The sequence below is a fragment of the Streptomyces exfoliatus genome (genome assembly GCF_000725545.1).
GTDB classification, from domain to species: Bacteria; Actinomycetota; Actinomycetes; order Streptomycetales; family Streptomycetaceae; genus Streptomyces; species Streptomyces exfoliatus.
Genome location: NZ_JNZP01000017.1, coordinates 158,389 through 183,401, shown reverse-complemented (window position 1 = coordinate 183,401; position 25,013 = coordinate 158,389). Strand labels below are relative to the sequence as shown.

20 protein-coding genes and 1 pseudogene are annotated in these 25,013 nt (G+C 71.4%); 12 read left to right on the top strand and 9 right to left on the bottom strand.

Going from position 1 to position 25,013, the window contains the following annotated elements; genetic code table 11:
* Positions 1 to 149: 149 nt before the first annotated feature.
* On the bottom strand, positions 150 to 1,820 hold the full coding sequence (locus tag IO20_RS0121465; protein ID WP_030548701.1) for a fumarate hydratase: 1,671 nt from the start codon (positions 1,818 to 1,820) through the stop codon (positions 150 to 152).
* Between the two features lie 220 nt (positions 1,821 to 2,040).
* Here IO20_RS0121465 and IO20_RS0121460 point away from each other — a divergent pair, with 220 nt between their 5' ends.
* Both IO20_RS0121460 and IO20_RS0121455 read left to right on the top strand, forming a co-directional pair.
* The gene (locus IO20_RS0121460) at positions 2,041 to 2,763 is read left to right on the top strand and encodes a DUF1707 SHOCT-like domain-containing protein (RefSeq protein WP_030548698.1); all 723 of its coding nucleotides are present in this window, start codon (positions 2,041 to 2,043) and stop codon (positions 2,761 to 2,763) included.
* Between the two features lie 173 nt (positions 2,764 to 2,936).
* Positions 2,937 to 3,308 carry a WhiB family transcriptional regulator gene (locus IO20_RS0121455; protein WP_030548696.1) on the top strand — a complete coding sequence of 124 codons (372 nt, stop codon included), beginning with the start codon at positions 2,937 to 2,939 and terminating at the stop codon, positions 3,306 to 3,308.
* Between the two features lie 103 nt (positions 3,309 to 3,411).
* On the opposite strand, the gene glpX is transcribed toward IO20_RS0121455, so the two are convergent.
* Positions 3,412 to 4,446, bottom strand: coding sequence for a class II fructose-bisphosphatase (gene glpX / locus IO20_RS0121450; protein ID WP_030223818.1), 1,035 nt, complete (start codon positions 4,444 to 4,446; stop codon positions 3,412 to 3,414).
* Positions 4,447 to 4,579: 133 nt separating this feature from the next.
* Between glpX and IO20_RS0121445 the strand changes: the two genes are divergently transcribed.
* Complete coding sequence (locus tag IO20_RS0121445; protein ID WP_211270403.1) at positions 4,580 to 5,095, top strand: DUF4245 domain-containing protein; 516 nt, start codon at positions 4,580 to 4,582, stop codon at positions 5,093 to 5,095.
* A 97-nt stretch (positions 5,096 to 5,192) separates the two neighbouring features.
* Here the strand turns inward: IO20_RS0121445 and IO20_RS0121440 are convergent, their stop codons facing one another.
* From IO20_RS0121440 to IO20_RS0121425, 4 genes are all read right to left on the bottom strand, one after another.
* Positions 5,193 to 5,783: a malonic semialdehyde reductase gene (locus tag IO20_RS0121440; RefSeq protein ID WP_030548692.1), complete on the bottom strand. Its 591-nt coding sequence runs from the start codon at positions 5,781 to 5,783 to the stop codon at positions 5,193 to 5,195.
* 138 nt (positions 5,784 to 5,921) lie between these two features.
* Positions 5,922 to 6,185 carry an exodeoxyribonuclease VII small subunit gene (locus IO20_RS0121435; RefSeq protein WP_030548689.1) on the bottom strand — a complete coding sequence of 88 codons (264 nt, stop codon included), beginning with the start codon at positions 6,183 to 6,185 and terminating at the stop codon, positions 5,922 to 5,924.
* A gap of 95 nt (positions 6,186 to 6,280) precedes the next feature.
* Positions 6,281 to 7,498, bottom strand: coding sequence for an exodeoxyribonuclease VII large subunit (gene xseA / locus IO20_RS0121430; protein ID WP_030548687.1), 1,218 nt, complete (start codon positions 7,496 to 7,498; stop codon positions 6,281 to 6,283).
* Between the two features lie 141 nt (positions 7,499 to 7,639).
* Complete coding sequence (locus IO20_RS0121425) at positions 7,640 to 9,001, bottom strand: APC family permease (RefSeq protein WP_030548680.1); 1,362 nt, start codon at positions 8,999 to 9,001, stop codon at positions 7,640 to 7,642.
* Positions 9,002 to 9,055: 54 nt separating this feature from the next.
* Here IO20_RS0121425 and IO20_RS0121420 point away from each other — a divergent pair, with 54 nt between their 5' ends.
* Complete coding sequence (locus IO20_RS0121420; RefSeq protein ID WP_397787147.1) at positions 9,056 to 10,099, top strand: 4-hydroxy-3-methylbut-2-enyl diphosphate reductase; 1,044 nt, start codon at positions 9,056 to 9,058, stop codon at positions 10,097 to 10,099.
* 30 nt (positions 10,100 to 10,129) lie between these two features.
* Complete coding sequence (gene ppgK, locus IO20_RS0121415; protein WP_030548676.1) at positions 10,130 to 10,882, top strand: polyphosphate--glucose phosphotransferase; 753 nt, start codon at positions 10,130 to 10,132, stop codon at positions 10,880 to 10,882.
* A 78-nt stretch (positions 10,883 to 10,960) separates the two neighbouring features.
* Here the strand turns inward: ppgK and IO20_RS36765 are convergent, their stop codons facing one another.
* A complete protein-coding gene (locus IO20_RS36765; protein WP_037636007.1) occupies positions 10,961 to 11,530 on the bottom strand; it encodes a DUF6542 domain-containing protein in 570 nt (189 codons plus the stop codon).
* Positions 11,531 to 11,859: 329 nt separating this feature from the next.
* Here IO20_RS36765 and ychF point away from each other — a divergent pair, with 329 nt between their 5' ends.
* Positions 11,860 to 12,948 (top strand): redox-regulated ATPase YchF, encoded by a 1,089-nt coding sequence (ychF, locus tag IO20_RS0121405; RefSeq protein ID WP_024760863.1) that lies wholly within the window; start codon positions 11,860 to 11,862, stop codon positions 12,946 to 12,948.
* Between the two features lie 111 nt (positions 12,949 to 13,059).
* On the opposite strand, the gene IO20_RS0121400 is transcribed toward ychF, so the two are convergent.
* Positions 13,060 to 13,641, bottom strand: coding sequence for a Uma2 family endonuclease (locus tag IO20_RS0121400; RefSeq protein ID WP_030548669.1), 582 nt, complete (start codon positions 13,639 to 13,641; stop codon positions 13,060 to 13,062).
* Between the two features lie 158 nt (positions 13,642 to 13,799).
* Here IO20_RS0121400 and IO20_RS36760 point away from each other — a divergent pair.
* From IO20_RS36760 to IO20_RS0121370, 6 genes and pseudogenes are all read left to right on the top strand, one after another.
* Positions 13,800 to 15,509, top strand: a pseudogene (locus IO20_RS36760) (DEAD/DEAH box helicase); the annotation flags it as partial.
* A gap of 141 nt (positions 15,510 to 15,650) precedes the next feature.
* Entirely contained in the window at positions 15,651 to 18,299 is a 2,649-nt protein-coding gene (locus IO20_RS0121390; RefSeq protein WP_030548667.1) for an AfsR/SARP family transcriptional regulator, read from the top strand.
* A 112-nt stretch (positions 18,300 to 18,411) separates the two neighbouring features.
* The gene (locus tag IO20_RS0121385; RefSeq protein ID WP_030548664.1) at positions 18,412 to 19,161 is read left to right on the top strand and encodes a DUF4232 domain-containing protein; all 750 of its coding nucleotides are present in this window, start codon (positions 18,412 to 18,414) and stop codon (positions 19,159 to 19,161) included.
* A gap of 212 nt (positions 19,162 to 19,373) precedes the next feature.
* On the top strand, positions 19,374 to 19,856 hold the full coding sequence (locus IO20_RS0121380) for a cupin domain-containing protein (protein ID WP_030548662.1): 483 nt from the start codon (positions 19,374 to 19,376) through the stop codon (positions 19,854 to 19,856).
* Positions 19,857 to 20,253: 397 nt separating this feature from the next.
* Positions 20,254 to 21,831, top strand: a complete 1,578-nt coding sequence (locus IO20_RS0121375) for a S8 family peptidase (RefSeq protein ID WP_030548660.1) — start codon at positions 20,254 to 20,256, stop codon at positions 21,829 to 21,831.
* A 358-nt stretch (positions 21,832 to 22,189) separates the two neighbouring features.
* Positions 22,190 to 23,269 (top strand): DUF4190 domain-containing protein, encoded by a 1,080-nt coding sequence (locus IO20_RS0121370; protein WP_051874369.1) that lies wholly within the window; start codon positions 22,190 to 22,192, stop codon positions 23,267 to 23,269.
* Between the two features lie 251 nt (positions 23,270 to 23,520).
* On the opposite strand, the gene IO20_RS0121365 is transcribed toward IO20_RS0121370, so the two are convergent.
* Positions 23,521 to 24,852, bottom strand: a complete 1,332-nt coding sequence (locus IO20_RS0121365) for a glycoside hydrolase family 18 protein (RefSeq protein WP_030548656.1) — start codon at positions 24,850 to 24,852, stop codon at positions 23,521 to 23,523.
* Positions 24,853 to 25,013: the final 161 nt, after the last annotated feature.

Here is a 25,013-nt window from a genome sequence, read left to right as displayed (position 1 = left end):
TGGTCGACCGGCTCAGTGGTTGACATGCTCGCGTCCCATACTGGCCAGTAGGCGTCGGGAGGGCTACCGGTCGGTAGCGACTTTCTGAGCGGAGATCGACGAAGCCCCCGTTCCGGAGGGAACAGGGGCTTCACGAAAGGGACTTGGGATCAGCCGAGGCCGGGACCCCGTACCGGGATGTGCGTGAACGTCGGCTCGGGAGCCGGGTTCTGGAAGAAGTCGTTGCCCTTGTCGTCCACGACGATGAACGCCGGGAAGTCCTCGACCTCGATCTTCCAGACCGCCTCCATGCCGAGCTCCTCGTACTCGACGACCTCGACCTTCTTGATGCAGTCCTGCGCGAGCCGGGCCGCCGGGCCGCCGATCGAGCCGAGGTAGAAGCCGCCGTGGCTGCCGCAGGCGTTCGTGACCTGCTGCGAGCGGTTGCCCTTGGCCAGCATGACCTTCGAGCCGCCCGCCGCCTGGAACTGCTCCACGTACGAGTCCATCCGGCCCGCCGTGGTCGGGCCGAAGGAACCGGAGGCGTACCCCTCGGGAGTCTTCGCGGGGCCCGCGTAGTAGACCGGGTGGTCCTTCAGGTACTGCGGCATCTCCTCGCCCGCGTCCAGGCGCTCCTTGATCTTGGCGTGCGCGATGTCGCGCGCCACGACCAGCGGGCCGTTGAGGGAGAGGCGGGTCTTGACCGGGTACTTGGTCAGCTCGGCGAGGATGTCGTCCATCGGCTGGTTCAGGTCGATGGTGACGACGTCGCTCTCCTCGGAGAGGTGCTCGTCGGTCGTCTCCGGGAGGAAGCGCGCCGGGTCGGTCTCCAGCTGCTCCAGGAAGACGCCCTCGGCGGTGATCTTCGCGACGGCCTGCCGGTCGGCCGAGCAGGACACCGCGATCGCGACGGGCAGCGAGGCGCCGTGGCGGGGCAGGCGGACGACGCGGACGTCGTGGCAGAAGTACTTGCCGCCGAACTGCGCGCCGATGCCGATCTTCTGCGTCAGCTCGAAGACCTTCTCCTCCAGCTCCTTGTCGCGGAAGCCGTGGCCGGTCTCGGCCGAGCCCTCGGTGGGCAGCTCGTCCAGGTAGTGCGCGGAGGCGTACTTCGCGGTCTTGAGCGCGAACTCGGCGCTGGTGCCGCCGACGACGATCGCCAGGTGGTACGGCGGGCAGGCCGCCGTGCCGAGCGAACGGATCTTCTCCTCCAGGAACTTCATCATGGAGGCCTCGTTCAGGACCGCCTTGGTCTCCTGGTAGAGGAAGGACTTGTTGGCGGAGCCGCCGCCCTTGGCCATGAAGAGGAACTTGTACGCGCCGCCGTCGGTCGCGTACAGCTCGATCTGCGCGGGCAGGTTCGAGCCGGTGTTCTTCTCCTCCCACATGGTGACCGGGGCCATCTGCGAGTACCGCAGGTTGAGCTTGGTGTACGCGTCGTAGACGCCCTTCGACAGGGCCTCCTCGTCACGGCCGGAGGTCAGCACGTTCTGGCCGCGCTTGCCCATGACGATCGCCGTGCCCGTGTCCTGGCACATGGGCAGGACGCCGGCGGCGGCGATGTTCGCGTTCTTCAGCAGGTCGAGCGCGACGAACTTGTCGTTGCCCGACGCCTCCGGGTCGTCGATGATCCGCCGCAGCTGGGCCAGGTGGGCCGGGCGCAGGAAGTGCTGGATGTCGTGGATCGCCTCGGCGGCCAGGCGGCGCAGCGCCTCCGGCTCGACCTTGAGGAACGTACGGCCGTCGGCCTCGAAGGTGGAGACACCTTCGGAGGTCACCAGGCGGTAGGGCGTGGTGTCCTCTCCCAGGGGGAGCAGATCGGAGTACGCAAACTCTGGCATGGGGGCCATTCCTCACTCGGCAAGACGGCGCACCGCCTCCATTGGCGGTGCGCCTTCCAGCGTAGAACGCGGCCCGTGCGCCGGTCCTGTGAGGTAAGGCTCACTTGGCGCCCCGACCACGCCGGAGTGTCGTGTTCCGCTCGGGCGGCTCCCGGACTCCGTCCACAGGCCCGGCCCCGCCCTCTGGTCGCGATCTATCGCGTTTCGCTAGGCTGGCTCCGTGGACCTCGAAAAGAAGCCCGACTCCGAAGAGCAGCCCCGCCCGCAGCGCTCGGCGCCGCCCGCCGAGACCGCCCCCGCCGAGCCCCTTCTCGCCGACCCGCAGGGCTCGTTGCGCGCGTCCGACGCGGACCGGGACCGGATCGCGGACATCCTCAGGGACGCCCTGGCCGAGGGGCGGCTCGACCCCGAGGAGCACTCGGACCGGATCGACGCGGTGTACCGGGCCAAGACCGTCGGGGAGCTGGAGCCGATCGTCCGCGACCTGCCGGGCGCCAGGACCCGGCACCAGGAGCCCGAGCCGGCCTACGGGTACGGCCCGGACGGCGCCGACGGCCCCGCCGAGAACCTCGTCGCGATCTTCTCCAGCAACACCCGCAGGGGGCGCTGGCGGGTGAGCCGGCGGACGAACGCCTTCGCCCTCTTCGGGAACATCGAGATCGACCTGACCGAGGCGATCTTCGAACAGCGCCTCACCACCATCAACGCCACGTCGATCTTCGGCAACGTGGAGGTGCGGGTCCCGGAGAACATCAGCCTGCGCGGCAGCGGCAGCGGGATCTTCGGCAACTTCGAGGTCGTGACCCTGGAGGGCGTCGACCCGCAGGCCCCCGTCGTCGTCATCAACGGCTACTCGGTCTTCGGGAACGTCGAGGCGCGACCCAAGCGCGGCAAGTGGATCACCGACCTCCAGGACAAGCTGCGCAAGCACCTGGGCCACTGAGGCCGGGGGCGGCGCCGGGGTGGCGCTGGTTACCGGGGTGGTCAGGGTGACCGGAATTCGTCCTCGGGTATCCGCAGTGCGGAACCGGACGGCACGCAGTGCATAGGCGCCCGCACAGCGGGTAGGGCTGGTGCATCGCCGCTCGCTCGCGAAGTCGTCGTCAGGAGTAGACCGTGCTGCAACTGCCGCATCAGCCCCTCCAGGTCGCCGCTGTCCCCCCTCAGCGTGCCCCTGCGCGGGAGGACGAGGCCGGGCCTTGGCACGCGGAGGCGGTGTGCCGCCGGGACGAGGCCGGGCTCTTCTTCGCCCCCTCCAAGGAGCCGACCGCCGCGCGCCTCGCGCGTGAGGCGGCGGCGAAGCGGGTCTGCGGGCGCTGTCCCGTGATGGTCGAGTGCCGGGAGCACGCGCTGCTCCAGCCCGAGCCGTACGGGGTGTGGGGCGGGCTCACCGCGGCGGAGCGCCGCGTCGCCCTCGCCCGGCGCCGGCGGCGCGAGGTGGAGCTGCGGAAGGCGGCCACGACCGAGCGGATCGCCCAGGCGGGCTGAGTCGTCGTTCCGCGGTCCCGGGTCCCGTCCGTACGGGAAGGGGCGCCCCCACCGCACATGGGGGCGCCCCTCTTCGTACCGTCGTCGGACGTCCGGCCGGCGGTTACTTCGCGCGGTCGAAGTCGATCTTGCTGTACGCGCGCAGCTTCGAGAGCCGGTGCGTGGAGTCGATCTGGCGGATCGTGCCGGACTTCGAGCGCATGACGAGCGACTGGGTGGTCGCCGTCTCGGCGCGGTAGCGGACTCCGCGCAGCAGCTCGCCGTCGGTGATGCCGGTCGCGACGAAGAACACGTTGTCGCCGCCGACCAGGTCGTCGGTGGAGAGCACCCGGTCCAGGTCGTGGCCCGCGTCGAGCGCCTTCTGCCGCTCGGCGTCGTCCTTCGGCCACAGCTTGCCCTGGATCACGCCGCCGAGGCACTTGATGGCGCAGGCGGAGATGATGCCCTCGGGGGTGCCGCCGATGCCCATGAGCATGTCGACGCCGGTGCCCTCGCGGACGGCCATGATCGAGCCGGCGACGTCGCCGTCCGAGATGAACTTGATCCGGGCGCCGGTCTCGCGGATCTCCTTGACGATGCCCTCGTGGCGGGGGCGGTCCAGGATGACGACCGTGATGTCCTCGGGCGAGGAGTTCTTCGCCTTGGCGACCCGGCGGATGTTCACCGAGACGGGGGCGTTGATGTCGACGAAGTCGGCGGCCTCGGGGCCGGTGACCAGCTTGTCCATGTAGAAGACCGCGGACGGGTCGAACATGGAGCCGCGGTCGGCGGCGGCCAGGACGGCGATCGCGTTGGGCATGCCCTTGGCGTTGAGCGTGGTGCCGTCGATCGGGTCGACGGCGATGTCGACCTCGGCGCCGGTGCCGTCGCCGACCCGCTCGCCGTTGAAGAGCATGGGGGCTTCGTCCTTCTCGCCCTCGCCGATGACGACCACGCCGTTCATCGAGACGGTGGAGATCAGGGTCCGCATGGCGTTGACCGCCGCGCCGTCCGCGCCGATCTTGTCGCCGCGACCGACCCAGCGTCCGGCGGCCATGGCGGCGGCCTCGGTGACGCGGACCAGCTCCAGGGCGAGGTTGCGGTCGGGAGCCTCGGGGGAGACGACGAGCTCGGGCGGCAGATGATGGTGCTCGGTCATCGGAACGCACCTTTCTGTACGGCGACGGCCGGGAAAAGAGGGTGCTGTGACTCTATCGGTACGTCGACAAAATGAGCAGAGGGGCCCACGTATGAGCACGGCACCATGATGCGACCATGGTGCCGTGGCAGGTATGCGAGGTAGGCAGACGGTACGCGGGATGTTCCAGTCCCTCGGGGTGATCTTGATCGCCGCGGGGGTCATGTATCTCTTCATCCCACACGACGAGAGCGCCGAACCGGTCAAGGCGAAGGACTACCGGGTCGAGCTCCTGACGGCCCAGCGGGCGGCGCCCTACCCGGTGCTGGCCCCCGAGGGTCTGGGTGAGGGGTGGAAGGCGACGGTCGTCTCGTACAAGCGTGACAGTGCCGACGCCTGGCAGCTCGGCTTCCTCTCCCCGGACACGCAGTACGTGGCGATCCACCAGTCGACGGCGGCGCCGGGCACCTATGTGCCGGACGTGACGCAGCGGGCGAAGAACACCGGGAAGACCCAGACGGTGGCCGGCCAGGTCTGGCAGCGCTGGGAGGGCCCGAAGTACGACGCGCTCGTCCGTGTGGACGGCAAGGCGACGACGGTCGTGACCGGCACGGCCTCCTTCGAGCGGCTGGCCGAGATGGCGGGCTCACTGCGATCGAAGAAGGTCTGAGCCGGGCGACCCGGCACATGCGAGAGGCCCCGCACTCCCTGAGTGCGGGGCCTCTCGCATGCCGTCGGGCGTCGCCCTCGGGGCGCCGTCGTGCGGATCAGACGGTGGTGACGACGTCCTCGTAGGCGAGGCGCGGGGAGCGCGGGAACCAGGCGTCCTCGCCCGGCTTGCCGATGTTGACGACCATCAGCGGGGTGTGGTCGTCGTCCAGGAACTCCTTCTGGACACCGTCGAAGTCGAGGCCGGTCATCGGGCCCGCGGCCAGGCCGGCGGCGCGGACGCCCACGATGAAGTACGCGGCCTGGAGGGCGGCGTTCAGCAGCGCGGCGCTCTCGCGGACCGGGCGCTCGGCGAAGAACATGTCCTTGGCCTGCGGGAAGTGCGGCAGCAGGCTCGGGAGCTCCTCGTGGAACTCGTTGTCGGCGGAGAGGATCGCGACGAGCGGGGCCGAGGCGGTCTTGGACTGGTTGCCCTCGGCCATGTGCTTGACCAGGCGCTCACGGGCCTCGGGGGAGCGGACCAGGGTGATGCGCAGCGGGGTCTGGTTGAAGGCGGTGGGGCCGTACTTCACCAGGTCGTAGATCGCCTGGACCTGCTCGTCGGTCACCGGCTCGTCGGTGAACGTGTTGGCGGTGCGGGCCTCACGGAAGAGGAGGTCCTGGGCGGCGGGGTCAAGGGCGAGAGACATGCTGCGTACCTTCCGGACTGCAAAGGGGAGTCGCTCGTACAACGTTCAAGCGATGTCTCGACAGTACGCCCATGATTGATGAAACTTCAACTAATCCATCCGGATAGTGATCCGCTTCACTCGGAGTCTACGGCAGGGCTACTCGTCCCCGCCGCCCGCCTCCGCGGCCTCGGCGGCACGCTCGGCCGCCAGCGAGGCGTCGAGCCGGGCCCGCGCACCCTCGAGCCGGCGCCGGCAGACCTTCGCCAGCTCCTCGCCCCGCTCCCAGAGCGCGAGGGAGTCCTCCAGGGACGTACCGCCCGCCTCGAGGCGCCGGACGACCTCGATCAACTCGTCACGCGCCTGCTCGTACCCGAGCGCGGCCTCGTCCGTACCCGCTCCCGTACCCGTTCCCGCTGCCATGCCGCTCCATCCACCGTGTCCGGTTCTCACTCGAAAACGTCCGGATCTAGATCACCTAGATCACCTAGATCATCATCTCTGTCCGCCGTCGGCTCTCAGACGGGATCGCCCACGCGCCGCACCGCGAACTCGCCCTCCGCGACCCGCGCCCGCAGCTCCTCGCCGTCCGCGACCTCGTCCGGGGAGCGGACCACCGCGCCGTCCGCCCGCTGGAGCACCGCGTACCCCCGCTCCAGCGTCGCCGCGGGCGAGAGCGCCCGGACCCGTGCCCGGGTGTGCGACAGCTCGGAGTCCGCCCGGTCCAGGAGGTGCCCGAGGACGCGCCGGCTCCGGGCGAGGAGCGCGGCCACCTCGTCCGCGCGGACCTCGACCATGCGCTGCGGATGCTCCATGACGGGCCGCGCGAGCGTCTGTGCCAGGCCGCGCTCCTCCCGGTCGAGCAGCCCTCGTACCGTCCGCAGGGCCCGGTCCCGCAGCCCGCGGACCCGCTCCAGCTCCTCGCCCACGTCGGGCACGACCTTCTTGGCCGCGTCCGTCGGCGTCGAGGCGCGCAGGTCGGCCACCAGGTCGAGGAGGGGCGAGTCCGGTTCGTGGCCGATCGCCGACACCACCGGCGTACGGCAGTCGGCGACGGCCCGGACGAGCTGCTCGTCCGAGAAGGGCAGCAGGTCCTCGACGCTGCCGCCGCCACGGGCGACGATGATCACGTCCACGTCGTCGTGCGCGTCGAGCTCCTTGACCGCCTGGACGACCTGCGGAACCGCCTTCACGCCCTGCACCGCGACGTTCCGCACCTCGAAGGCGACGGCGGGCCAGCGGCGCCGCGCGTTCTCCAGGACGTCCCGCTCCGCCGCCGAGGCGCGGCCGCAGACGAGCCCGATCCGGTGCGGCAGGAACGGCAGCGGCTTCTTCCGGTCGAGCGCGAAGAGCCCTTCGGCCGCCAGGGACCGCTTCAACTGCTCCAGGCGGGCGAGCAGCTCGCCGATCCCGACCGGCTTGATCTCCACCGCCCGCAGCGACAGCTGCCCGCGCGGCGCGTACCACTCGGGCTTCGCGTGCACGACGACCCGGGCGCCCTCCGACACGATGTCCGCGACGGCGTCGAAGACCTGGCGGTAGCAGGTGACGCCGATCGAGATGTCGTGGGAGGGGTCCCGCAGCGTCAGGAACACGACCCCGGCGCCGGGGCGCCGGGACAGCTGCGTGATCTGCCCCTCGACCCAGATCGCCCCGAGCCGGTCGATCCACCCCCCGATCAGGCGGGAGACCTCACCGACGGGAAGCGGTGCTTCGGCGGACGTAGTCAGAGCCATGGACCGAGCGTAACCGGGCGGTACGACAACGTCAGGGGCGCGCGGAGGCCGCGCCGCGCGGCGGGCGGCACCCGGTAGGCGCGCGTCGAGCACGAGACGAGCCGCCCGTCTCGCGGCACCGGCAGGCGCGGTACGGCGACGTCAGCGCCCCGCCGGCGTCCGCGTCGCTCCCTGGACGGCCAGGACGACCAGGCCCACGCCCAGCCACACCACGCCCACGAGCTGGGCCTCGGGCGAGGCCTCGACGATGACCGCGATCAGGATCGCCGCCCCCACGACGGGAAGGACGACGTGCTTCAGCCAGTTCGGCTCGCCCTCCGCCCTCCGTACCGCGAACCAGCCCACCACGCTCGCGTGCAGCAGGACGAAGGCCGTCAGCGCGCCGACGTCGACCACCGACACCAGGTGGTCGAGGCCGTCGTCCCGGCGGGCCGCCCACACCGCCGCCACCATCGTGACCGTCGCCGCCACGAGCAGCGCCACCCGCGGCACGCCCGCGTCCGTCCGGGCGAGCGCGTGCGGCAGGCGCCGGTCGCGGCCCATCGCGAACAGCAGCCGGCCGCCGGCCGCCTGCCCCGCGAGCGCCGCGAAGGCCGCGCCGATCGCCTTGGAGACGGCCACGAGGTCGTGCAGCCAGCCGCCGACCGAGACGTCCACGGCGTCGTAGAAGGCGGAGCCCTGCTTTCCGGGATCAGCGGCGAGTTCGGCCGAGGAGACCGGTTCGAGGAGCGCGACCAGCCAGGACTGCGCCACGAAGAGGACGCCCGCCAGGGCCAGGCAGAACAGCACCGCCCGCGCCACCTTCGCCGAGCCGCCCGTGACCTCCTCGGCGAAGGAGGCGATGGCGTCGAAGCCCAGGTAGGAGAGGACGGCCACGGACACCGCGCCCAGCACGGCGGCCAGCGAGAACGAGACGTCGCCGGTGAGCGGCGACCACCAGTCGCGCCGTGCCCCGTCCCGTACGAGCACCACCACGGCGGAGACGACGAAGACCAGCAGGACGACGATCTCCATCGCGAGCACCGCGAAACCGACCCGGGCGGCCGCCCGTACGCCCCAGAGGTTCAGCAGGGTGGTGACGACGACGGCGATCCCGGTCCACACCCACCGGTCCACCTCCGGGACCAGCGCCTCCATCGCGATGCCCGCGAAGAGGTACGCGACGGCGGGGATCAGCAGGTAGTCGAGCATCGCCATCCAGCCCGCGATGAATCCCGGCCCTTCCCCGAGGCCCTTGCGGGCGTACGTGAAGACGGAGCCGGCCTGCGGAGCGACCCGCACCATCTGCGCGTAACTGAAGGCCGTGAACGCCATGGCGACGGTGGCCACGACGTACACGAGTGCGACCGCGCCGCCGGACTTGGCGTCCAGCGTCCCGAAGACCCCGACCGGCGCCATGGGCGCGATGAAGAGCAGCCCGTAGACGACCAGGTCCCGGAACCCTAGATTCCGTCGGAGTCCCGTGTGGTCCTCGCGCCCCGCCACCTGTGATTCCTCGGCCATGGCGACAGTTTCGGCCAAGGCGCCGATCAAACCGCTCACCGACGCGGCCTTACGATGGGACCCATGACTGCGATGCCCGCGCCGACGCCCGAGTCCGCCCCCGCGACGAACCGTCCGAAGCGTGTCCTGCTCGCCGCCCCCCGCGGCTACTGCGCGGGCGTGGACCGTGCCGTGATCGCGGTGGAGAAGGCCCTGGAGCAGTACGGGGCGCCGATCTACGTCCGGCACGAGATCGTCCACAACAAGTACGTCGTCCAGACCCTGGAGCGGAAGGGCGCCATCTTCGTCGACCAGGCGACCGAGGTGCCGCCGGGCAACATCGTGATGTTCTCCGCCCACGGCGTCGCTCCGACCGTCCACGAGGAGGCCCGCCAGGGCCAACTCAAGACGATCGACGCCACCTGCCCGCTCGTCACCAAGGTCCACAAGGAAGCGGTCCGCTTCGCCAACGAGGACTTCGACATCCTCCTCATCGGCCACGAGGGCCACGAGGAGGTCATCGGCACCTCCGGCGAGGCCCCCGACCACATCCAGCTCGTCGACGGCCCGGGCGACGTCGCCAAGATCGAGGTCCGCGACCCGTCCAGGGTCGTCTGGCTCTCCCAGACCACGCTGTCCGTCGACGAGACGATGGAGACGGTCGACGCGCTGAAGGAGAAGTTCCCGCAGCTGATCTCCCCGCCGTCCGACGACATCTGCTACGCCACGCAGAACCGTCAGATCGCGATCAAGGAGCTCGCCGGTCAGGCCGAGCTGGTCATCGTCGTCGGCTCGAAGAACTCCTCGAACTCGATCCGCATGGTCGAGGTCGCCAAGCAGGCCGGCGTCCCCGCCGCGTACCTCGTCGACTTCGCGAGCGAGATCGACGAGGCCTGGCTGGAGGGCGTCACCAGCGTCGGCCTCTCCTCCGGCGCCTCCGTCCCGGACATCCTGGTGCAGGAGGTCCTGGAGTGGCTCTCCGAGCGCGGTTACGCCGACGTGGAGATCGTCAAGACCGCCGACGAGTCGCTCACCTTCTCGCTGCCCAAGGAGCTCCGCAACAAGGACCTGCGGGCCGAGGCGGCGAAGCTCCTCGCGGCCGGGCCGGTCAAGGAGTAACACCGCGCCCCAGCCCTTACCGTGGGGTCCATGAACGTCTTCGGAGTGGACATCGGCGGCTCGGGCATCAAGGGCGCCCCTGTGGACCTGGAGCGCGGCGCGCTCACCGAGGAGCGCCACAAGGTGCTGACCCCGCAGCCCGCCACACCCGACGGTGTGGCGGGCTGTGTCGCGGAGGTGGTGGAGCACTTCGGCTGGACGGGCCCGGTGGGGGTGACCTTCCCCGGCGTGGTCACGGGCTCCACGATCCGTACGGCCGCGAACGTCGACCGGTCCTGGATCGGGGTCGACGCCGGCACGCTCATCGGCGCCCGCCTCGGCGGCCTCCCGGTGACCGTGCTGAACGACGCGGACGCGGCCGGGATCGCCGAGATGACCTTCGGAGCGGGCCGCGGCCGCAAGGGCACCGTGATCCTGCTGACCCTCGGCACCGGCATCGGCTCGGCCGTCTTCGTCGACGGCCGCCTCGTCCCCAACACGGAGCTGGGCCACCTGGAACTCAAGGGCCACGACGCGGAGACCAGGGCGTCGACGAAGGCCAAGGAGGACGAGGACCTCAGCTGGGAACACTGGGCGACGCGCCGCGTGCGGAAGTACCTCGCGCACGTCGAGATGCTGTTCTCGCCCGAGCTGTTCATCATCGGCGGCGGGGTGAGCCGGAAGGCCGACAGGTTCCTGCCGCTGATCGAGGGCATCCGGGCGGAGATCGTCCCGGCGGAACTGCAGAACAACGCGGGCATCGTGGGGGCGGGGATGGCGGCGGCGGGGAGGGCGGGGGCGTGAGGGCGGCGCGTACGTGAGAGGGGCGGGCGACGGCAGCCGGGGCGACGGCAGCCGGTGACCGGACCCGACCGGTTCCGATCAGCCCACGGGACGACGGCGCGGGCCGCTGCCGGCCCCGCCCGCCCCGCCCCGTCCACGGGGCCCCTCACCGGCCGCGCCGGCCGCCGAGGAAGCCGAGGCGGGGGCCGGATCCGGGCCGGGGGCCGTCCGAACGGCGTGACGCCGCCCCATCTCCCGCACCTTCCGTACGCTCGCGATGAGCCCGGCGACGAGGGTGCCGCCGTACAGCCAGCCGGCGTGCACGGCGAGGGCGGTCACGACCGCCATGGCCTGGCCGCCGAGGCCGCCGGAGCCGCCCGCGATGGGCACGACACCGACGGCGAAGGCGATGGGCACGCCGATCGGGGCGGTGACGAGGTCGGCGGTACGGACCCACAGCGCGGTCAGGGCGCTGACCGGCAGGAACAGCAGCCCGTACGCGACGGGGGAGCCGTCGAGCAGCAGCCGGTCGAGGAAGCCGAGCGTCAGCATGACGGCGGAGGCGAAGAGCCCGGCGCCGAGCCCGGTGAGCCGGGGCGAGGGAAGCCGCCGCAGCGCGAGGACGACGGGAGGCACGGGCCGCCCGCCCGCCTTCCCCGTGGGCCCCACGGTCCCGGCCCGCTCGACGCGGGCGCCGCCGGGGAACCGCCGGGCCCTGCCGGTCACGCGGTACACGGCCGCGCCCTCGACGAGCGCGCCGGGCGGCGTCACGGGCGGCGCGACGGGGGTTTGCGGCCGTCGGCGGCCTTGCGGCTGACTTGTCCTGTGCTGCTCCACTCCACCAACGTAGGTCGGGAAGGGGCGGGAACCGGGTCCGGGACACGCCCTTTGGGTGACCTTGCCCCCGAGAACGACCGAAGGTCGGCGTCACTGGCCGGTTCGGGCCGCCCGTAAACTGGGGGATCGGCCCCCCATCCGCACTTCAGGAAGTCGCCACCGTGTCGCTCACGATCGGAATCGTCGGTCTGCCGAATGTCGGCAAGTCGACCCTGTTCAACGCCCTGACCAAGAACGACGTGCTGGCGGCCAACTACCCGTTCGCCACGATCGAGCCCAACGTCGGCGTCGTCGGTGTCCCCGACGCCCGCCTGGCCGTCCTCGCGGGCATCTTCGGGTCCCAGAAGATCCTTCCCGCGACCGTGGACTTCGTCGACATCGCCGGCATCGTGCGCGGCGCCTCGGAGGGCGAGGGCCTCGGCAACAAGTTCCTCGCGAACATCCGCGAGTCGGACGCGATCTGCCAGGTCATCCGCGCCTTCAAGGACGAGAACGTCGTCCACGTCGACGGCAAGGTCTCGCCCAAGGACGACATCGAGACGATCAACACCGAGCTGATCCTCGCCGACCTCCAGTCGATCGAGAAGGCGGAGCCGCGCCTGACGAAGGAGTCCCGCCTCCAGAAGGAGAAGGTCGCGGTCCTCGCGGCCGTCCTGGAGGCGAAGAAGATCCTCGAAGCGGGCGACACGCTCTTCTCGAAGGGCATCGCCAAGGGCACGGAGCAGGGCGACCTCCTCCACGAGCTGCACCTCCTCACCACGAAGCCCTTCCTCTACGTCTTCAACGTCGACGAGGACGAGCTGACGGACGAGGCCTTCAAGGAGGAGCAGCGCGCGCTGGTCGCCCCCGCCGAGGCCATCTTCCTGAACGCGAAGCTGGAGCAGGAGCTCATCGAGCTGGAGGACGACGAGGCCCTCGAGCTCCTCCAGTCCGTCGGCCAGGAGGAGCCGGGCATGGCCACGCTGGGCCGCGTCGGCTTCGCCACCCTGGGCCTCCAGACCTACCTGACGGCAGGCCCGAAGGAAACCCGCGCCTGGACGATCAAGAAGGGCGCCACCGCCCCCGAGGCGGCCGGTGTCATCCACACCGACTTCCAGCGCGGCTTCATCAAGGCGGAGATCATCTCCTTCGCCGACCTGGTCGAATGCGGCTCGGTGGCCGAGGCCCGCGCGAAGGGCAAGGCCCGCATGGAGGGCAAGGAGTACGTCATGCAGGACGGCGACGTGGTGGAGTTCCGCTTCAACGTGTAGCCATGTGCGTACTGTGCGTTACCTGATTGATCGAATGTGCAGTACAGAAGGGGTCGGGCTCTGTCGAGTCCGACCCCTTGCGCATTCCCGTGCTGGCTCGGTGCTGACTTTTCAGCTGCTTCGGGGCGGTGTGAGCCTGTCGAGGTCCAGGCTGATCTCGAAGGGCACGGGGCGCTGGAGGGTGCCGCGGAAGATGCCGGCGGGCGCGTATGCGCCGGTGGGTTCGTCGAGCTCATAGACGTGGACGACGGGTGCCCCGTCCTCATCTTCGATGCACCAGTAGTGCGGGATGCCGGCCTCGGCGTACTTGCGGAGCTTTACGGTGCGATCGCGGTGGGCGGATTCGGGGGAGACGGCCTCGACGACGAGTTTCACGTTCTCCGGGGCGTACCAGGTGCGGTCGGGTTCGTAGGGCAGGTCCGTCAGTAAGAGGTCCGGCTCGGGGCGGTTGCGGGCGTCGAGGCGGATCGTCATCTCCCGTTCGACCTCGAAGCCGGCCGGCGCCTGCGCCATGAGTGTGGTGGTCAGGGCGGTGACGAGGCGGCCGTGCCAGGCACGCTGGGGCGACATCATGAAGACGAGTGCTCCGTCGATGAGCTCGGTGTGGCGGGGCGCCTCGGGGAGGCGGTCCAGGTCCTCCGCGAACCAGCCCTCCGCGCGTGGCGGACGCATCCAGTCGGGCAGTGCGGTCATGGGACAACCCTAGCGATCGTGGCTGTCATGGAGAGGTGTAGTACTGCTCAATCCACGGAGACGTTCCGGCGCGCTCCGGTCGCTTGAGCTGGGCACGGGAAAGAGGGGCGGGGCGTGGGGGGCGGGATGTGCGGGAGGCGGTGGCCGAAGGGGCGCGGTTGTATGCGGCGGCTCAGGTGGTGTGCGGTGATCACGGTAGGGCCGTCGAGGCGGTGCAGGAGGCGCTGAAGCCGCTCCAGGATGAGGCGGTGGCGTGGGAGCTCGATGCCACCCCTGTTGCCCGGCTCCAGCAGGTCACTGAGGGCCGGCTGCGCTTGGAGAGCATCGAGCGGAGCGGACTGAGGACGGTCGGCCGCGTGCTCGAAGCGGGCCCCTACCGCTTGCGGCAGATTCCCGGGATCGGTCAACGGACCGCAGACCAGATCCTCGCGGCCGCCCAGCGCCTGTCCGAGGCCGTGCACGAGGCCGTTGCCGTTCGCATCGATGTGGACCGGCCGGAGCCGCGGACCACCGCACTCGTCATTGCCCTGAACCTCTTGGTGGAGGCGGGTCAGACGGGCGACGGGCGGTCGGCATGGCCGAAGGCCTGTCGCAACGGCTCGGTCCGCTGCTGGCCGACGCCAGACCGGCGGCTGGACGGTTCCGGATGTTCCTTTGCCTGGGTCGACTTCGAGCTGCGCTCCGCCGAGTACTACAGCCTGCTCGCCGAGATCCCCGGTCGGGCGCCGGACGTGGGCGCTGCCCAGGGGTTCCTGCCCGACGAGCTCGCCGAGCGGGTACGGCGCCAGCGCCTCGACGATTCCGGCCTGCGCGTCTCACTGCGCGGGTACCAGGAGTTTCGGTGCGAGGTTCGTCCTCGCTCAACGCAAAGTGGTGCTCGGCGACGAGATGGGGCTCGGTAAGACCATCCAGGCGATCGCGGCGCTGACGCATCTGGCCACCAAGGGACAGAGCCACTTCATGGTCGTCTGTCCGCCGAGCGTCCTGGTGAACTGGGTACGCGAGGTCGAGGCCCGCAGCACGCTGCGGTGCATGCTCCTGCATGGCCCCGACCGCCATGAAGCGTTCGCCGACTGGAAGGGGCGGGGCGGGGTCGGGGTGACCGCCTTCGACGCGCTACGCGGATTCCCCACCCCGGGTGGCGGCGAGGTCGGGATGCTCGTGGTGGACGAGGCGCACTCGGTGAAGAACCCGAAGACGCTGCGGGCCCAGGCGGTCGCCCAGTGGGTGGAGCGCTGTGAGCACGCCCTCTTCATGACCGGCACCCCGATGGAGAACCGGGTCGGGGAGTTCCGCAACCTGATTCGGATGCTCCGTCCCGGCCTTGCCGAATCTCTGAGGGAGAGGGACGCCTCGATGGGCCCGGTCGCCTTCCGTAGGGCCTTGCACCCGTCTATCTACGGCGCAACCAGAGGGATGTACTGGCGGAGCTGCCCACCCTCCCATGCACCGATGAATGGGAGGAGTTGAGCGTCTCCGACGAGGAGGCCTACCGGGAGGCGGTGCGCGCCGGCAACTTCATGGCGATGCGCAGGGCCGCGTACACGCGCCCCGAGAAGTCGGCCAAGCTGGGGCGGCTCGGCGAGATCGTCCGGGAGGCCGGCGAGAACGGGCAGAAGACCGTGGTCTTTTCCTACTTCAAGGACGTGCTGGGCATGGTGGGGGAGGCCCTCGCCGGCGGTGTGCCTGTTCACGGTCCGCTCACCGGTGGAGTCCCGTCCGTGCGACGGCAGCAAGTCGTCGACGACTTTGCGGCGGTGCCCGGGCCCGCGGTACTGCTGGCGCAGATCCAGGCGGGGGGCACCGGCCTCAATATGCAGGCTGCGTCCGTGGTCGTCATCTGCGAACCTCAGATCAAGCCGACCCTTGTAGGAGCGGGGCGTGCGGTGTCCTGTCGTGATTCGGACAGTGCGGGCGGTACGGAGAACTCCACGTCACAGGTGACCCCTCCACCCCACGTATCCTCGACTGTTGGGGAAACGGGGGCGAGGGATCCGGAGGTATGACAGGTGGAGTTCCGGCTGCTCGGCTCCGTCGCGCTGGTGACGGAGGACGGGGACGTAGCCTTGGGGCCCGCCAAGCGGTCCAGCCTGCTCGTCATGCTTCTGCTGCGGCCCAACAGCGCCGTCAACGTCGGTCAGCTGATCGACGCGCTGTGGGAGGAGGAGCCGCCCACCCACGCCAAGACCGTGCTCCAGGGGCACGTCTCGCGGCTGCGGGCGCTGCTCGCCGAGCACGGGGCGGAGGCGTACGGGGTCGAGCTGGCCACCCAGGGCTCGGCGTACGTGCTGCGGATGCCCGAGTCGCTGGTGGACGCGCACCGGTTCGAGGAGCTCGTGGGGCTCGCCCAGGTGCAGCGGCGGCCCGCCGACGCGGTCCGGATGCTGCGGGAGGCACTGTCGTACTGGCAGGGGCCCGCGCTCACCGGAACCGTGCACAGCAGGCCCCTCGAGGCGGCGGCCGGCGGCCTGGAGGAGATGCGGCTCGGCTCGGTGGAGGCGCTGGCCGAGGCGTACGGGGAACTCGGGGAGCACGCGAGAGCCGCCGCCGTCCTCCGTACCGAGGCCGTCGCCCATCCGCTGCGGGAGTCCCTCGCCGCCGCGCTGATGCTGGCCCTCGGCCGTTCGGGCCGCCAGTCGGACGCGATCGACTGGTACCACCGCACCCGGCGGCTGCTCGCCGAGGAGCTGGGCGTCGACCCCGGCGAGACGCTCAGCGAGGCGTACGCGACGCTGCTCCGCTCCGCCGGACCGGTCTCCGTGCCCCGCCCCGCCGTCCCGGCCGCCCAGCTCCCCGCGCCCGAGGGGCTGCCGCGGGCGCCGCGCGGGTTCACCGGGCGCGGCGCCGAACTCGCCGCGCTCGACCGGGCGGTCCTCGGCGGGGACGGTCCCGTCTGTCTCGTCACCGGCCCTGCCGGTGTCGGCAAGACGGCCTTCGCCGTGCACTGGGCGTACGAGCGGCGCGCCGACTACCCCGACGGGCGGATCTTCGCCGATCTGCGCGGCTTCAGCGACACCGCGGCGCCCGAGACCGCCGCCGTACTGCGTGAGTTCCTGCTCGCGCTCGGCGTCGCGCCGCAGCGGATCCCGGAGACCGTCGAGGCGCGCGGCGCGCTGTTCCGTTCGCTGACCTCCGGCCGCCGGCTGCTCGTCGTCCTCGACAACGCCCGCTCCTCCGAGCAGGTCAGGCCGCTGCTGCCCGGCGGCGACCACTGCACCACGCTCGTCACCAGCCGCGACCGGCTCGGCGGCCTCATCGCCTCCGACGCGGCCCGGCCGGTCCCGCTCGGGCACCTCCCGCCGGCCGATTCGGCGGCCCTGCTCACCACCGTCCTCGGCGAGACGCGGGTCGCCGCCGAACCGGCCGCCGCCGCCCGGCTCGCCGGGCTCTGCGACGGACTGCCGCTCGCGCTGCGCGTGACGGCGGCCCGCCTGGCCGAACGGCCGGGGTGGACGCTCGACGCGATGGTCGGCGAACTCGCCGACGAACAGGGCAGGCTCCTGCTGCTCGACGTCGAGGACCGGGGCGTCTCCGCGGCGCTCCGGCTCACCGTGCAGCAGCTGCCCGACTCCGCGGCCCGGCTGTTCCGTGCCATCGGCCTGCACACCGGCTCCGACCTGGACCGGTTCGCGGCGGGCGCGCTCGCCGGGACGTCTCCCACGCAGGCCTCAGTCGACCTGGACCGGCTCGCCGCCGCCCATCTGCTCACCGAGGCGGTGCCCGGCCGCTGGACGCCGCACGACCTGGTGCGCCTGTACGCCCGCCATCTCGCCCCGGACGCCGACCCCGAGGGCCTGCCCCGCCTCCTCGACCACTACCTCTACACCGGCCTCGCCGCCGACGCCGCCGCCGAGCCGGGCTCCCAGCCCTGCTACTCGCTGCCCGCCGACGCCCGGCGGCCCGCCGCCACGCGGGAGTTCGAGGACAGGACGGCGGCCCTCGACTGGTACGTGGCCGAGCGCCCCGCCCTGGAGGGCGCGGTCGCCGCCGCGGCGGCCCTCGGCCTGCACGACCGGGCCTGGCGGCTCGCCCTGGTGCAGTGGCCGCTGATGCTCATGCGGATCGGGGACGGCTGGACGCCCCTCCTGGAGGCCGGGCTCCTCTCGGCCGAGGCCGTGGGCGACTTCGACGCACAGTCGCGGGTGCGCGCGCTGCTCGGCTGGATCCTGCACGAGGAGGGTCGGGACGCCGAGGCGCTCGTCCATCTGGAGAAGGCGCCCGGCCTGGCCGCCCGGGCCGGCGACACGGTCAGCGAGGCCATCGCCTACGTCAACTACGCGGCCGTCCTGGACTCCACAGGGGAGCACGAGCGCGCCGGGCTGCTCATGGTCCACGCGGTGTCGCTCGCCGACCGCACGAACCATCCCTCCACCCAGGCGCTCACCCTCCAGCACCTCGCGGGGCACTGCCTGAAGGCGGAGGACTACGAGGCCGCGCTCGCCCACACGATTCGCGCCGGGGAACTCGTCGCACCGGACGCGGTCGTCGTCCAGGCGCAGCTGCAGATCGTCCGGGGCGAGGCGCTGGCGGGCACCGGTCGCCTTGAGGAGGCCGCTGACCAGCTGGAACGCGCGATCGTGGCGGCCGACGCGGCCGGTTTTCCCGAGGGTTCGGCGCGGGCGGCGGCGCGTCTCTCGCGCCTGTCAGCGGAACGTTAGCGGTACGCAAGCGGGACGGCAGCGCGGAACGGGAAGCTGAACACAGCACCGAGTACGTGCATTGACCAACCGCGGTCACCGCGGATATCGCGCTTCACGGGGGAGAACCACCATGCGTACCCACAAGTCCACCGTCCTGGCCGCCGCCGCCTTCGCCGCCCTCTCGCTCGGGCTGACCGCCTGCGGCGGCGGTGACGCCGGCGCCAAGGACGCGGGGAGCGCGAGCTCCTCGCAGTCGGCGGCAGGCACCACCGGCACCACCACCGGCGGTGGCACGGCCGCGGCCGGCGAGGCGGACCAGACCGGCGCCAAGAGCGGCTCCGGTTCCACGGGCGGCTCCACCGCCACCGGCGGCTCCACCTCCGGAGGCACCGGCACGACCGGCTCCACGGCCGGCGGCTCCACCACCGGCGGCAAGACGTCGGCCACGGCGCCCGCCTGCGCCTACGGCGACGTCAAGGTCACGGCGGCGAAGGCCGACGAGGTCCCGACCGAGCACATCGTCCTCACCGCCACCAACACCTCCAGCCGCTCCTGCACCCTCCTCCAGTACCCGCTGATCGCCTTCGGCCCGATCCAGACCGCCAAGGACGTCCCGGCCGTCGCGAAGAGCAAGCCGGCCGCGCCGGTCGTCCTGAAGCCCGGCGCGCCCGCGTACGCCAACGTGCGCATCGCGCTCGGCGGCGCCCACGAGGACAACAAGGTGGTGCGGGAGTTCAACGTGAACCTCTTCGCCGCCGGCGGCCCGGCCGAGGGCAGCATCGTCGTCAAGGCGCCCGCGGGCGGCCTCGCGGTCGACGAGGCCGTCGCGAAGACGGGCTACTGGACGTACGAGCTCCGCAACGGCGCCGACGAGTTCTAGTCCGCAGCAAGAGCACTCCACGGCCGGTTCCTCGGCATCCGGCCGCCCTCGGTCTCCCGTGCCCCCTGCCCCCGGACCCCCTGCCCCCGGCCCTCGGTCCGGCGCCGGGGGCCCGGGGGCCGGTCCGTGGTGCGACGCGCCCGAATCGGCGCCCGTCAGCACCGCCTGATTGACTGTCAGGCGGCCCGACAGCTGACGCAACGGAGTTCTCCATGTCCTACCCCGAGCCTCGCTACCACGGCGAGACCGGTGAGATCAGCGCCTCCTTCCGGCCCGCCGGAGCGCCCGCCGACCTCACCGCGCAGAACGGGACCGAGACGCGCTATCTGGCCACCACCGCCTCCACGGGCGGTGAGTTCGGGCTCTACCGCGTCGACATGACCCCGAAGGCGGGCGGACCCGCCACGCACTTCCACCGGGGGATCTCGGAGACCTTCTTCGTCCTCGACGGGACCCTCCGGCTCTACGACGGGGACCGCTGGATCGACGCGACCAAGGGCGACTTCCTGTACGTGCCGACCGGCGGGCTGCACGCGTTCCGCAACGACTCCGACGAGCCGACCTCGTTCCTGATCCTCTTCGCGCCGGGGGCGCCCCGCGAGGAGTACTTCGAGAAGGTCTCGACGGTCGCGACGATGGCGGACGAGGAACGCACCGCCTTCTTCGTGAAGCACGACACCTACTGGACGGACTGAGTGCCCCTTCAGAGACCGCGGTCCCTGAAGGGCGGCGCCGGCTCTTCGTAACGCCACAATGAATTCACACGTGACGCAAGTGGCGGGAGGGGAACCGGCGCACTCGCGCATTCCGGGGCGCACGGGTCGTCGCGGCGAGGACAACGCCAGGTGAGCGCGTCCGTGGGCGACTCGACCCGGCATCGGTGGCCCGGGTGGGCGGCCATGACGATCAGCATGTCGGCTGTGTGGCGCGGTTGTTGCGGCTGCGGCGTGACTCTTGTGCGATTCCTATGGATCCGCCAATCTTTCGCTCGGCAGCCGGATGTTCGAGACGGTGCGGACACCTCGTGTCCTCCTTGTCATGTCCCTGCCATTCCCCCACAGCAGCGCACCACCAATGAGGAGGACCCCTCACATGTCAGTGATGCGTGACTCACGCCGCCGAGTCGCCACCGCAGCGGCCATAGCCGTCGCCGCCCTCGCCCTCGGCTCCCTCTCCACCCTCCCGGCCGTCGCCTCACCGGCCGCCGCGGAGGGTGTCATCGAGAACGCCGGAGCCGAAGGCACCATCGCGGGCAGCTACATCGTCACCCTCGACGAGTCGGCCCAGGCCGAGACCGCCGAGGGCCGCGCCGTGGCTTCCAAGTTCGGCGCGAAGATCAAGAGAACGTACACCTCGGCCATCAACGGCTACTCCGTCGAGCTCTCCGAGGCGCAGGCGCGGAAGCTGGCGGCCGACCCGGCCGTCAAGTCCGTCGTCCAGAACCGTGTCTTCACGATCGACGCCACGCAGCCCTCGCCGCCGTCCTGGGGCCTGGACCGGATCGACCAGAAGGCCCTTCCGCTGAACCAGAGCTACACCTACCCGGACACCGCCGGTTCGGGCGTCACGGCGTACATCATCGACACCGGTGTGCGCATCTCCCACACCGACTTCGGCGGCCGCGCCTTCAACGGCTTCGACGCCGTCGACAACGACAACGTCGCGCAGGACGGCAACGGCCACGGCACCCACGTCGCCGGCACCGTCGCGGGCACGGCGTACGGTGTCGCCAAGAAGGCCAAGATCGTCGGCGTCCGCGTGCTCGACAACAACGGCTCCGGCACCACCGCCGGCGTCGTCGCGGGCATCGACTGGGTGACCCGGAACGCCGTCAAGCCGGCCGTCGCCAACATGAGCCTCGGCGGAGGCGTCGACTCCACCCTCGACGCGGCCGTCCGCAACTCCATCGCGTCCGGCGTCACGTACGCCGTCGCCGCCGGCAACAGCAACGCCAACGCGTCGAACTACTCCCCGGCAAGGGTGACCGAGGCGCTCACGGTCGGCTCCACGACCAGCTCCGACGCCCGCTCCAGCTTCTCCAACTACGGCACCGTCGTGGACATCTTCGCCCCGGGTTCGTCCATCACCTCGGCGTGGAACACCGGCGACTCCGCCACCAACTCGATCTCCGGTACGTCGATGGCGTCCCCGCACGTCGCCGGCGCGGCCGCGCTGTACCTCGGGAACAACCCGACGTCCACCCCGGCCCAGGTGGGCACCGCGCTGGTGAACGCCGCCACGCCCAACGTGGTGACCAACCCGGGCACCGGCTCCCCGAACCGCCTGCTGTACGTCGGTGACGGCACCACCACCCCGCCGCCCACCGGCCCGAAGTTCGAGAACACCGGTGACTACGCCATCGCCGACAACGCGACCGTCGAGTCCCCGGTCACCGTCAGCGGCGTCGCGGGCAACGCTCCCTCCACCCTCCAGGTGCCGGTGAACATCGTCCACACCTACATCGGTGACCTCCAGGTCCAGCTGATCGCCCCCGACGGCTCGGCGTACACGCTGAAGGCCTTCGGGACCGGCGGCAGCGCGGACAACATCAACACCGCGTACTCGGTGAACGCCTCCTCGGAGGTCGCCAACGGCACGTGGAAGCTGCGGGTCACGGACAACGCGTCCATCGACACGGGCAAGATCGACTCCTGGGGCCTGCAGTTCTGAGGCCGCTGGTGAGTGACTGACGACGGAGGGGCGGTCGCCTGCGGGCGGCCGCCCCTTCCGTCCGCCGCCACCGAGCACGCCCGTTCCTTCCGTCCGCCGCCACCGTCCTACGGTTCCTTCCGTCCGCCGCCGAGTCCTGTCGCCCCTTCCTGTCGGCGGCCCTTCCGTCCGCCCCGCCCGACCGTCCTGTCCGGCCCTCCACGTACGATGCGCGCTCGATCGTTTGTTCGCGCCGCCCGCCCCGAAACAGGAGCCCGTACCCGTGGAGCCGACCCAGCCGCCCCCGCCGCCGCCGTCACCTCAGGGGGGCCCGCAGCAGGGAGGATGGCCCGCCCCAGGCCCGTACACCTCCCCAGGGATGCCGTACGCGGCCGGCCCCTACGGCGGCGGCCCCGGCATGCCCGGCATCGGCCCCTACGGCATGCCCCGGCGCACCACCAACGGCCTCGCCATCGGCTCCCTCGTCTCCGGCATCGTCTGCTGTCTGCCGCCCCTCGGCCTCGTCCTCGGGCTCCTGGCCCTCCCGCAGATCCGGAAGCGGGACCAGTCGGGCAAGGGACTGGCCATCGCGGGCATCGCCCTCTCCGCCGTCAGCTGTCTGCTGCTCGTCGTCGGCCTCGTCACCGGAGGCTTCAACTCGGTCTGGAGCGGCTTCAAGGAGGGCATGGACGAGGCGTCCCGCTCGAAGTCGCCGCTCGCGCTGCGGACCGGCCAGTGCTTCAACGACGACGGCACGTCGGAGGAGTACACGGAGGAGGTCGAGATCGTCGACTGCGACCGGCCGCACGACGGCGAGGTCACCGGCGGCTTCAAGGTCACCGGCTTCGACAAGTGGCCCGGCGAGAAGGCGATCGACAAGATCGCGGTGGAGCGCTGCGAGCCCCTCAACGCCGCCTACGCCATGGACACCTGGGCCGTCCCCGAGCACGTCTGGCTCTACTACTACCTGCCGAGCAAGGAGAGCTGGCGCCTCGGCGACCGCTTGGTCACCTGCACCCTCGCCACCGAGGAGGAGCCCTTCAGCGGCTCGCTGCGCTCCGACGCCGGCAGCCTGAACGGCGACCAGGAGCACTTCCTGAAGACCGTCAACCCGATCGAGACGGCCATGTACCGGGAGCCGGAGGAGGATCCGGACGAGGACTTCACCGGCAACAAGGCGTGGGCGGGGGAGATGCTCGCCGCGATCGACGCGGCCCGCGCGGGACTCGGACGGCACTCCTGGACCGGGGCCTCCACGGCTCCGGTCGCGGAACTCCGCAAGGACCTCGACGCGGCCTCGAAGGCATGGGGCAAGCTCGCCAAGGCGTCCGACGCGGACGCCTACTGGGAGGCGTACGACGCGGCCTGGGAGGTCCTGCCCGACGGCGCGGACGCACGGGCCGCGCTCGGCCTGACGGACACCCCGCCGGAGGGCGGCGGCGAGGGCACCACGGCCTGAGCCGAGTCGAGCCGGGGTACGCGCGCGTGCGGGTGGATACGTGAACGGGGCCGGGCTCCCTCGGGAGGCCCGGCCCCGTCGCGTGCGGACCTGTGCGGTGGTCCGGGGAGCGGCGGCCCGTGACCGACCGCCGCTCCCGGCCCACCGCGGGCGGCGGGGCCGGTCCGCGGTTCAGGGGCCCGGCCGCCGCGGGGGCGGCCGGGGAAGGGCAGGCGCCGGAACGTCGGCGCCGAGGATGCCGGCGCCGGGTGTCAGCGCCGGGTGAGGCCCCGGTCGATGGCGGTGATCAGCTCGCCGTCCGGGGTGTCCCCGTCGAGCGACCAGACCATCGCGCCGCCGAGCCCGTGCTGCCGGACGTAGGACGCCTTGGTGCGCAGCACGGCCGGGTCGTCGTACGTCCACAGGGTGGTGCCGTCGAAGAGCCAGGCGTGGCCGTTCCGATGGCCCCGGTGCAGCGTGTACGTCCCCGATTCGGCCAGCTTCTTCAGGAACTTGTAGTCCTCGGATCCGGCCGCCCAGGTCGCCGGGGCGGGGCCGGTCGCCGGCTGACCGAGGCCGTCGCCGCCGCCGGTGACGCCCGTCCAGCCCTGGCCGTAGAACGGCATGCCCACCACGAGCTTGTGGGCGGGGGCGCCGCGCCGGAGCCAGGCCTTGACGGTCTGGTCGACGCTGAAGTCGTTCTTGGCGAAGAGCGCGGACTGCTGGGCGGTCGTCTTCTCGCCGGAGACGTGGAAGTCGTACCCCTGGAGGTTCACGAAGTCGAAGTACCGCATGAGGGCGGGGACTTCGAAGCCCGCGTCGATCTTGGCGGGCGCGGTGGGCACGTACGCGCTGAGCTCGTAGTGCCTGCGCTGCGGCAGTGAGCCTCCGTAGGCGTCGAGCTGGGTGCGGAACTCCCGTACGAGCTTGGTGAAGTTGGGCTTGTCCTCGGGGCGGACGACGTTGCCCGGGGCGCCGTCCGAACCCGGCCACTCCCAGTCCAGGTCGATGCCGTCGAAGACGCCGGCGGCCGCTCCCGCGCCGCCGCGGGTGCCGTCGACGGGCAGGTCGCCCTTGATGTACGTGTCGACGCAGGAGGCGACGAGGGCCTTGCGGCCCGCGTCCGTGCGTACGGCGTCGGAGAAGTGGGCCGAGCCGCTCCAGCCGCCCAGTGAGATCATGACCTTGAGGCCGGGGTTCTTCGCCTTGAGCTCGCGCAGCTCGTTGAAGCTTCCGGCCAGCCGCTGGTCGGCGGTGTCGCCGACGCCGTCCACCGAGGCCGCGGCGTCGACGGGGCGCACGTAGTCGGCCCAGGGGTCGGAGCCGGGGGCGTTGCCCATGAGGCACTTGCCGTCAGGGCCGATCACGCCGAAGGCGTAGTTGATGTGGCTGAGTTTGGCGGCGGTGCCACTCGTATCCAGATCCTTTACCTGGAAGTCGCGTCCGTAGACGCCCCATTGGGTGAAGTAGCCGATGCGCTTCAGCTCGGGCCTGTGCCCGGCGGACTGATGCGCTCCCGCTGTGGGGGTCAGGGTGGCGAGGAGGCCGAGAGCGGCGGCGGTGGCCGCGGCGAAGGTCAGCTTGGTCATGGCTCTGGGACGCATGGGCTCGTTCCTGTGCGAGGCGGGATGGCGCGTGCGGTGGGAGCGTGCGGAGGGTGTGTACGGAGAGGTGGGAACGAAAGGGCGGGAGCGAAGGGGCGGGAGCGAAGGGTGCGTGCGGGGCGTGCTGGCAGGAACGTATTGGTATGGACCAATGCGGGTCA

What these genes read in the sequence shown, in the direction of transcription:
- IO20_RS0121435 (WP_030548689.1), bottom strand. Translation starts at nt 6,185, where the DNA reads ATGGCAGCGGGAACGGGTACGGGAGCGGGTACGGACGAGGCCGCGCTC.
- IO20_RS0121380 (WP_030548662.1), top strand. Translation starts at nt 19,374, where the DNA reads ATGTCCTACCCCGAGCCTCGCTACCACGGCGAGACCGGTGAGATCAGC.
- IO20_RS0121420 (WP_397787147.1), top strand. Translation starts at nt 9,056, where the DNA reads ATGGGACCCATGACTGCGATGCCCGCGCCGACGCCCGAGTCCGCCCCC.
- IO20_RS0121465 (WP_030548701.1), bottom strand. Translation starts at nt 1,820, where the DNA reads ATGCCAGAGTTTGCGTACTCCGATCTGCTCCCCCTGGGAGAGGACACC.
- IO20_RS0121385 (WP_030548664.1), top strand. Translation starts at nt 18,412, where the DNA reads ATGCGTACCCACAAGTCCACCGTCCTGGCCGCCGCCGCCTTCGCCGCC.
- IO20_RS0121400 (WP_030548669.1), bottom strand. Translation starts at nt 13,641, where the DNA reads ATGACCGCACTGCCCGACTGGATGCGTCCGCCACGCGCGGAGGGCTGG.
- IO20_RS0121425 (WP_030548680.1), bottom strand. Translation starts at nt 9,001, where the DNA reads ATGGCCGAGGAATCACAGGTGGCGGGGCGCGAGGACCACACGGGACTC.
- IO20_RS0121365 (WP_030548656.1), bottom strand. Translation starts at nt 24,852, where the DNA reads ATGCGTCCCAGAGCCATGACCAAGCTGACCTTCGCCGCGGCCACCGCC.
- IO20_RS0121370 (WP_051874369.1), top strand. Translation starts at nt 22,190, where the DNA reads ATGCCGTACGCGGCCGGCCCCTACGGCGGCGGCCCCGGCATGCCCGGC.
- glpX (WP_030223818.1), bottom strand. Translation starts at nt 4,446, where the DNA reads ATGACCGAGCACCATCATCTGCCGCCCGAGCTCGTCGTCTCCCCCGAG.
- IO20_RS0121375 (WP_030548660.1), top strand. Translation starts at nt 20,254, where the DNA reads ATGTCAGTGATGCGTGACTCACGCCGCCGAGTCGCCACCGCAGCGGCC.
- xseA (WP_030548687.1), bottom strand. Translation starts at nt 7,498, where the DNA reads ATGGCTCTGACTACGTCCGCCGAAGCACCGCTTCCCGTCGGTGAGGTC.
- IO20_RS0121440 (WP_030548692.1), bottom strand. Translation starts at nt 5,783, where the DNA reads ATGTCTCTCGCCCTTGACCCCGCCGCCCAGGACCTCCTCTTCCGTGAG.
- ppgK (WP_030548676.1), top strand. Translation starts at nt 10,130, where the DNA reads ATGAACGTCTTCGGAGTGGACATCGGCGGCTCGGGCATCAAGGGCGCC.
- IO20_RS0121445 (WP_211270403.1), top strand. Translation starts at nt 4,580, where the DNA reads ATGCGAGGTAGGCAGACGGTACGCGGGATGTTCCAGTCCCTCGGGGTG.